Origin of the sequence: Bradyrhizobium sp. DOA1 (genome assembly GCF_001593325.1) — a bacterium.
Taxonomy (GTDB): domain Bacteria; phylum Pseudomonadota; class Alphaproteobacteria; order Rhizobiales; family Xanthobacteraceae; genus Bradyrhizobium.
This window is the reverse complement of sequence record NZ_JXJM01000001.1, coordinates 6,544,601-6,552,091: the sequence shown is the minus strand read 5'-3', so window position 1 is coordinate 6,552,091 and position 7,491 is coordinate 6,544,601. Positions and strand designations below refer to the sequence as shown.

The 7,491-nt window shown below is 64.9% G+C and carries 7 protein-coding genes; 2 read left to right on the top strand and 5 right to left on the bottom strand.

Annotation, left to right across the window (positions count from 1 at the left end; translation table 11 throughout):
* Positions 1–509 (top strand): uroporphyrinogen decarboxylase/cobalamine-independent methonine synthase family protein (locus SE91_RS30305; RefSeq protein WP_502687161.1); only part of this gene is annotated, 509 nt, incomplete at its 5' end.
* Here SE91_RS30305 and SE91_RS30300 read toward each other — a convergent pair.
* From SE91_RS30300 to SE91_RS30280, 5 genes are all read right to left on the bottom strand, one after another.
* Positions 506–817, bottom strand: coding sequence for a DUF1272 domain-containing protein (locus tag SE91_RS30300; RefSeq protein WP_061850266.1), 312 nt, complete (start codon positions 815–817; stop codon positions 506–508). The genes SE91_RS30305 and SE91_RS30300 overlap by 4 nt on opposite strands.
* A gap of 149 nt (positions 818–966) precedes the next feature.
* Positions 967–2,076 (bottom strand): CaiB/BaiF CoA transferase family protein, encoded by a 1,110-nt coding sequence (locus SE91_RS30295; protein ID WP_061850265.1) that lies wholly within the window; start codon positions 2,074–2,076, stop codon positions 967–969.
* Positions 2,077–2,274: 198 nt separating this feature from the next.
* Positions 2,275–3,075 (bottom strand): FAD binding domain-containing protein, encoded by an 801-nt coding sequence (locus tag SE91_RS30290; protein ID WP_061850264.1) that lies wholly within the window; start codon positions 3,073–3,075, stop codon positions 2,275–2,277.
* Positions 3,076–3,090: 15 nt separating this feature from the next.
* Positions 3,091–5,433, bottom strand: a complete 2,343-nt coding sequence (locus tag SE91_RS30285) for a xanthine dehydrogenase family protein molybdopterin-binding subunit (protein WP_061850263.1) — start codon at positions 5,431–5,433, stop codon at positions 3,091–3,093.
* An 82-nt stretch (positions 5,434–5,515) separates the two neighbouring features.
* Complete coding sequence (locus SE91_RS30280; RefSeq protein WP_008541877.1) at positions 5,516–6,001, bottom strand: (2Fe-2S)-binding protein; 486 nt, start codon at positions 5,999–6,001, stop codon at positions 5,516–5,518.
* Between the two features lie 329 nt (positions 6,002–6,330).
* On the opposite strand from SE91_RS30280, the gene SE91_RS30275 reads away from it, so the two are divergent.
* On the top strand, positions 6,331–7,491 hold a 1,161-nt coding region (locus SE91_RS30275), incomplete at its 3' end, for a HAMP domain-containing protein (protein WP_156490075.1).

Sequence of the window (7,491 nt, the reverse complement as noted above, 5' to 3'; positions counted from 1 at the left end):
ATCTGCAGAAGGCCGGCGCCGACGTGATCCAGCTCGACGAGCCCTGGGTGCGCAACAATCCCGAGCTCGCCAAGCGCTATGCGGTCAAGGCGATCAACCGCGCCCTGCAGGGGATCACGGTGCCAACGGTGGTGCATCTGTGCTTCGGCTATGCGGCCGTCGTGCCCGGTTCGAATAAGCCGGCCGGCTATTCATTTCTGGCCGAGCTCGATGACACCGTTGCCGACCAGATCTCGATCGAGGCGGCGCAGCCCAAGCTCGACCTCGGCGTGCTCAAGGACCTGTCGTCGAAGAAGATCATGCTCGGGGTGCTCGATCTCGCCGATCCCGCGATCGAGAGCGTCGATACCGTCGCCGGCCGCATTCGCAACGGTTTGAAATATGTGTCGCCCGAGCGCCTGGTTCCGGCGCCCGATTGCGGCATGAAATACATGCCGCGCGCGACCGCGTTCGGGAAGCTGAAGGCCATGTGCGACGCCGCGGCGAAGGTCAGGCGCGAGATCGGTTAGCGCTGCTCCGGCGGCACGCCTCTGATCCGCGCGCAATGCGCTGCGACGTCGTCGAGGCCGTACTTCAGATGCACCCGCTTGTCCGACGGTGCCTGCCTGGTCGTGCACACGCCCGGCCGCCATTCCTGCGAGGGGCGGATCGGGCGCGGCGCAAACCCGCCGCCGCAGTTCGGGCAGACGTTGAAGAGCTTCGTCTCGACGCACTCCGCGCAGAATGTGCATTCATAGGAGCAGATCCGCGCCTCCGTCGCGTGCGGCGGCAGGTCACGGTCGCAATATTCGCAGTTCGGTCGCAGCTGGAGGGCCATGGTCGAATCTCCGCAAGCCGGCTTCAATCATCGCAGATCGTGCCCGCCGCACGAATGACGTAGTTCCCTCGATTTCAGCCGGGCTTGATTTCCTTGAACGTCAACCGCGGAAAGCTTGTGGGGCGACCGAGTTGAGGCGAGCAGGGATCTTAACGCCCTGCCCACGCCTTCGTCACCGCCTTGATCTCCGCCGCGTCCGGCTCGCGCGCCGCCGAGGGCGTGCGTGAGAAGCGCGGCGCAGGCGCGGGCTGCTTCACGCCGTGACGCTCGATGAAGACGTTGCGGGCGACCATGTGCGGATGCTGTGTTGCCTCCGACATGGTCAGGACGGGCGCGAAGCAGATGTCGGTGCCTTCCATGATCTTGCACCAGTCCTCGCGCGTCTTGCTCTTGAATACGGCCTTGAGCTTCTCCTTCAGCGCGGGCCAAGCCTTGGGATTCATCTGCGCGTCGAAATCGGCGTCAGTCAGGCCCGCATGCTCGCGCAGCAGCGCGTAGAACTGCGGCTCGATCGAGCCGATCGACACGAAGTGCCCGCAGGCGCATTCATAGACGCCGTAGAAATGCGCGCCGCCGTCGAGGAAGTTCTGGTTGCGCCCTTCGGTCCAGCGGCCGAGCGTGGTCATGTCGAAGAAGAACGACATCAGCGAGGCCGCGCCGTCGCACATCGCGGCGTCGACCACCTGGCCCTTGCCGGACTTTTGCGCTTCCAAGAGCGCAGCGAGCACGCCGACGACGAGATAGAGCGCGCCGCCGCCGAAATCGCCGACCAGATTGAGCGGCGGCACCGGCGCTTCCTTAGGTCCGATCGCGGCGAGCGCGCCGGTGATGGAGATGTAATTGATGTCGTGGCCGGCGGCATTGGCAAGCGGACCTTCCTGACCCCAGCCGGTCATGCGGCCATAGACCAGCTTCGGATTGCGCGCGAGCACGACATCCGGGCCGAGGCCGAGACGCTCCATCACGCCGGGACGGAAGCCTTCGACCAGCGCGTCGGCGCTCGCGAGCAGGTCGAGCACCTCGGCGATCGCCGCCTTGTCCTTGAGGTCGAGCTCGATCACCTTGCGGCCACGTCCGGCGACCGACTTCATGCTCTTCTTCGCGCCCACGCGATCGAGTGTGACGACGTCGGCGCCCATGTCGGCCAGCATCATGCAGGCGAACGGACCGGGCCCAATGCCGGCGAATTCGACGATGCGAAAGCCCGACAGCGGGCCGGAGGTGCGGACGGTGGAGGTGGGGGCTGATTTATCGAGCACGTTGTTGTTTCCTCGGGTCGCGGGCGGATCGCCGATGGGTTGGCGAGTGCCTCGGACACGCCTCTTTGGGCGAGTTAATTGGCTGATTAACTTTTCTCGCCTTCACGCCAGCGAGGCAAGCGGTTTTCATGCCGCATGGGCAAATAAAAACGGCGCGCACCGAAGTGCGCGCCGCGGAAAATTTGTGTCGAGGCGCTATCAGCTCGCGGCAGCCACCGCGCGCTGCGCCATCACCTTGATCAGATTGGCACGATATTCCGCCGTGCCGTGGATGTCGGCCAGCAATCCGTTCGCCGAGATGCTGACGCCGTCGATCGCCGACGGCGACCAGTTCGCCTTCAGCGCGGCTTCGATTGCGGGGACGCGCATCACGCCGCTCTGCGAGGCGCCGGTGGCGGCGACGCGAACCTCGCCCGACTTGGTCTGCGCGACGAACACCCCGGTCAGCGCGAAGCGCGAGGCCGGGTGCCGCATCTTCTCATAGCCTGCCTTCGCCGGCACCGGGAACGACACGGCGGTGATGATCTCGCCATCTTCGAGCGCTGTCGTGAACAGGCCCTGGAAGAAGTCCTCCGCCGCAATCGACCGCTTGTTGGTCTTCACGGTGGCGCCGAGCGCGAGCAGCGCGGCGGGGAAGTCCGCCGCGGGATCGTTGTTGGCGATCGAGCCGCCGATCGTGCCGCGATAGCGCACCGCGGGATCGCCCAGCACCGAGGTGAGATAGGCGATCGCGGGGATCGCCTTCTTCACATCGGCATTCGTCATGATGTCGTAATAGGTCGTGGCGGCCTTGATGGTCAGCGTGTCTCCCGAGAGTTCGACGCCCTGCAGCTCCTTGATCTTGCCGAGGTCGATCACGTCCGAGGGACCCGCGAGCCGCTGCTTCATCACCGGCAGCAGGGTCTGGCCGCCGGCAAGGAACTTCGCCTCGCTGCTCTTGCCGAACAGGCTGACGGCTTCGTCGACCGAGGAAGCGCGATGATAAGTGGTCTGGTACATCTTGGTTGCTCCCTCTCAAGCCGCGTGGATCGTGCGCCACACCCTGTCGGGGGTTGCGGGCATTTCCAGATTGTTCTTGCCGATCGCATCCGTGATCGCGTTGATCACGGCTGCTGACGCCCCGATCGCGCCGGCCTCGCCGCACCCCTTGATGCCCAGCGGATTGCCTGGGCACAGCGTGGTGGTGTGGGAGAGGCTGAACGACGGCACATCGTCGGCGCGCGGCATGGCATAATCCATGAACGAGGCCGTGATCGGCTGACCGTTGGCATCGTAGACCGCGTGCTCGAGCAGGGCCTGCCCGATGCCCTGCACGAGGCCGCCATGGACCTGGCCCTCGACGATCATCGGGTTGATCAGCCGGCCGAAATCGTCGGCCGCGACGAAGTTGACGAAGCTGGTCTTGCCGGTGCCGGGATCGACCTCGAGCTCGCAGATATAGGCGCCGGCCGGGAAGGTGAAGTTGGTGGGATCGTAGAAGGCGCTTTCCTTCAGGCCCGGCTCCATTCCCTCGGGCAGATTGTGCGCGGTGTAGGCTGCGAGCGCGACCATCGGGAAGGCGATCGCCTTGTCGGTGCCCGTCACCTTGAACTCGCCGTTCTCGATGACGATGTCGGCCTCCGACGCCTCCAGCGCATGCGCCGCGATCTTCTTGGCCTTGGATTCCATCTTCTCCATGGCCTTCAGGATCGCGGTGAGACCGACCGCGGCCGAGCGCGAGCCATAAGTGCCCATGCCGAACTGCACCTTGTCGGTATCGCCATGGACGATCGAGACCTGGCTGATGGGAACGCCGAGGCGGTCCGCAACGAGCTGACAGAAGGTGGTCTCGTGGCCCTGACCGTGGCTGTGCGAGCCCGTCAGGATCTCGATGGTGCCGACCGGGTTGACGCGGACCTCGGCGGATTCCCACAGGCCGACGCCAGCGCCCAGGCTGCCGACCGCCTTGGACGGCGCGATACCGCAGGCCTCGATGTAGCAGGATACGCCGATGCCGCGCAGCTTGCCTTGCGACTTCGCTTGGGCCTTGCGTGCGGCGAAGCCGGCATAGTCGATCGCCTTCATCGCGGCATCGAGCGAGGCGTTAAAGTCGCCGGTGTCATAGGCCATGATCACGGGCGTCTGGTGCGGGAACTGGGTGATGAAGTTGGTCCGGCGCAGCACCGCCGGATCGACGTTCAGCTGCCGCGCCGCGGTTTCCATCAGCCGTTCGATCAGATAGCTCGCCTCGGGGCGTCCGGCGCCGCGATAGGCGTCCACCGGCGTGGTATTGGTGTAGACCCCGATCACCTCGGCGTGGATCGCCGGGATGTTGTACTGGCCCGACAGCAGCGTCGCGTAGAGATAGGTCGGCACCGAGGACGAGAACAGCGACATGTAGGCGCCGAAATTGGCGTAGGTCTTCACCTTGAAGCCGGTGATCTTGTTGTTGGCGTCGAACGCCATTTCCGCATGGGTCACGTGGTCGCGGCCATGGGCGTCGGTGAGGAAGGCCTCGGTGCGGTCGCTGGTCCATTTCACGGGACGGCCGACCTTCTTCGAGGCCCACAGCGCCACCATCTCTTCGGGATAGATGAAGATCTTCGAGCCGAAGCCGCCGCCGACGTCGGGCGCGATCACGCGCAGCTTGTGCTCGGGGGCGATGTTGTAGAACGCCGACAGCACGAGGCGGGCGACGTGCGGGTTCTGCGACGTCGTGTAGAGCGTGAAATGCTCTTCCGCCGCGTCGTAATCGGCGATCGCCGCGCGCGGCTCCATCGCATTTGGCGCGAGGCGGTTGTTGGTGACATCGAGCTTGACCACATTGGCGGCCTTGGCGAAGGCCGCATCGGTCGCTGCCTCGTCGCCGATCACCCAGTCATAAACCTGGTTGCCGGGGGCTTCGGGGTGCAGCTGCGGTGCGCCTGGCTTGATCGCGGCCTGCATGTCGGCCACGGCCGGCAGCTCCTCGTAGTCGATGACGACCGCTTCCGCCGCGTCGCGCGCCAGATTCTTGTTGTCGGCGATGACGACCGCGACGGCCTGACCGACGAAGCGCACCGTTTCCGGCGCCATCGCCGGCCATGCGCCCATCTTCATCGGGCTGCCGTCCTTGGAGGTGATGGCCCAGCCGCAAATGAGGTTGCCGACCTTGTCGTCGACGAGCTGCTGGCCCGTGAGCACCGCGACCACGCCCGGCATGTTCAGCGCTGCGGACGAATCGATCTTCTTCACCTTGGCGTGCGCGTGCGGGCTGCGGATGAAATAGGCATGGGTCATGCCCTGCAATTTGATGTCGTCGACGTAGCGGCCCTTGCCGGTAATGAAACGCTTGTCTTCCTTGCGCACGACGCGTGCGCCGATGCCTTCAACACCCATGTCTGGTCCTCCCGACCGGAATTTCGTTGATCCGCGCTTTCCATCGAAAGCGGCGGTGGTTTTCTTGTTTGCGGCGGCCGCTTTACTCGGCCGCCTGCGCGACCTTCATGCGACCGGCCGCATCGAGCACGGCCTTGACGATATTGTGGTAGCCGGTGCAGCGGCAGATATTGCCTTCGAGCTCGTGGCGGACGGTGGTCTCGTCGAGCTGGCCACCATGGCGCTGCACGATGTCGATCGCCGACATGATCATGCCCGGCGTGCAATAGCCGCATTGCAGGCCGTGATTGTCGCGGAAAGCGGCCTGCATCGGATGCAGCTCGTCGCCCTTGGCGATGCCTTCGATCGTGGTGACGCTCGCGCCGTCGGCCTGCCCCGCCAGCATGGTGCAGGATTTCACCGCGCGGCCGTCCATGTGGACGACGCAGGCCCCGCACTGGCTGGTGTCGCAGCCGACATGGGTCCCGGTGAGGTTGAGGTGATCGCGCAGCAGCTGGACCAGCAGCGTGCGATCCTCGACGTCGACAGCAACGGCCTTGCCGTTGACCGTCAGTTTGACTGTAGACACGTGAAGTCCTCCCGGATTGATTTTGATTGCTTCTAATTAGAGACCACCGACCCGGAACTTTGCAACTGGGATTTTGGTCGGCGTGGTCATGGAAAAGTCATCGATCCAGACCGGCCCGCTTGATTTGCGCGGGCGGCCGGATGGGGCGAGTGCGATCGGGCCGGCGTGGAATGCCAACGGGCCACGTTCGGCCTTTGGCCGATGGAAGCCCTGAGACGGGCAGGCATGCCAAATTTACCGCCCTTTATCGATTCTGCCTTAGTTTTGCGCATCCAGGTCGGGAGGCGGGGCGCCTCCGGATCGCGGCTGAAATGAAAATGGGGGTTGGAATGTCCGGGCGTATCGCGTCGCCATCGAAGCGCGCACTTTTTCCGACCCTCAGGTTCCGTGCCAAGATCATACTGGGCTTCGCAGCGGTGCTGGCGATCTCCGCCGGCAGCATGGCCTTCTCCTATTTCGGCTTCGAGCGGGTCGCGGCCGGAGTGGGGTCCTACCGCAGCAGCGTGTCCGAGGCCGACCTCGCCCGCAACATCGACCGCGAGCTGATCGCCTATCGCTCCGCCGCCCGTTACTTCGTGGTGACCGGCAAGGAGGACGACGCCAAGGCCGCGCTGGAGGCGGAAGCCGGCCTGAAGAATGCGATCGACCAGGCCGTCAAGAGCGCCAAGACGCCGGCACGGCAGGAAGCCCTCGACAAGCTCGCCAAGGAGTTCTCGAGGTTCTCCGCGACCTTCGCCAAGATCCTACAAGCCAAGCGCGACAGCGCGCTGCTGGTCCAGAACCAGCTCCAGCGCAACGCCAATCTCCTGAAATACAAGCTCGACGACATCGGCAACAACGCGTCCGATTCCGAAGCGCAGGCGATCGAGTTCGGCACCAAGCAGGTCAATGCCCAGTTCCAGACCGCAAGCGCCGCCGCGAACAATTTCATCCTCAATTCCGACCAGGCGACAGCCAGCAGCGCGGTCGCCCGGCTGAAATTCGTCGAGAACTCGCTCGGCTCGGTCTATTCCATGGACGACAAGATCGTCGCCGGGCTGAAGGACGCCAAGGCACTGCTTGGCGCCTATCGCGAAGCGCTGGAGAAGCTGATCGCCAACGCCAAGACGGTCGATGACCTCGTGGCCGAAATGAGCGGCTCGGCCGGTGCGATCCTACAGGGCGCCAGCGCCATGAAGGCGGACCTCGTCGCCGAACAGCAGCGGCTGGATGCGGAATCGGAGGCGACCATCGGGCAGACCGAGCACCTGGTGCTGATCCTCGCCATCGGCGGCACGCTGCTCGGCGCGGTTCTCGCCTTCCTGCTGGGGACCGGCATCTCGCGTCCGATGATTGCGATGTGCAAGGCGATGCGGGAGCTGGCCTCGGGCAATTTCGACGTCGTGCTGCCGGGCTTGGGGCGCAAGGACGAGATCGGCGAGATGGCCGGCGCGGTCGAAGAGTTCAAGGTCCAGGCCGTTGCCAAGGCCGAACGCGATGCGGCCGCGAGC

Coding starts and splice junctions, on each gene's coding strand:
- SE91_RS30300 (WP_061850266.1), bottom strand. CDS start 817: ATGGCCCTCCAGCTGCGACCGAACTGCGAATATTGCGACCGTGACCTG.
- SE91_RS30290 (WP_061850264.1), bottom strand. CDS start 3,075: ATGTACCAGACCACTTATCATCGCGCTTCCTCGGTCGACGAAGCCGTC.
- SE91_RS30285 (WP_061850263.1), bottom strand. CDS start 5,433: ATGGGTGTTGAAGGCATCGGCGCACGCGTCGTGCGCAAGGAAGACAAG.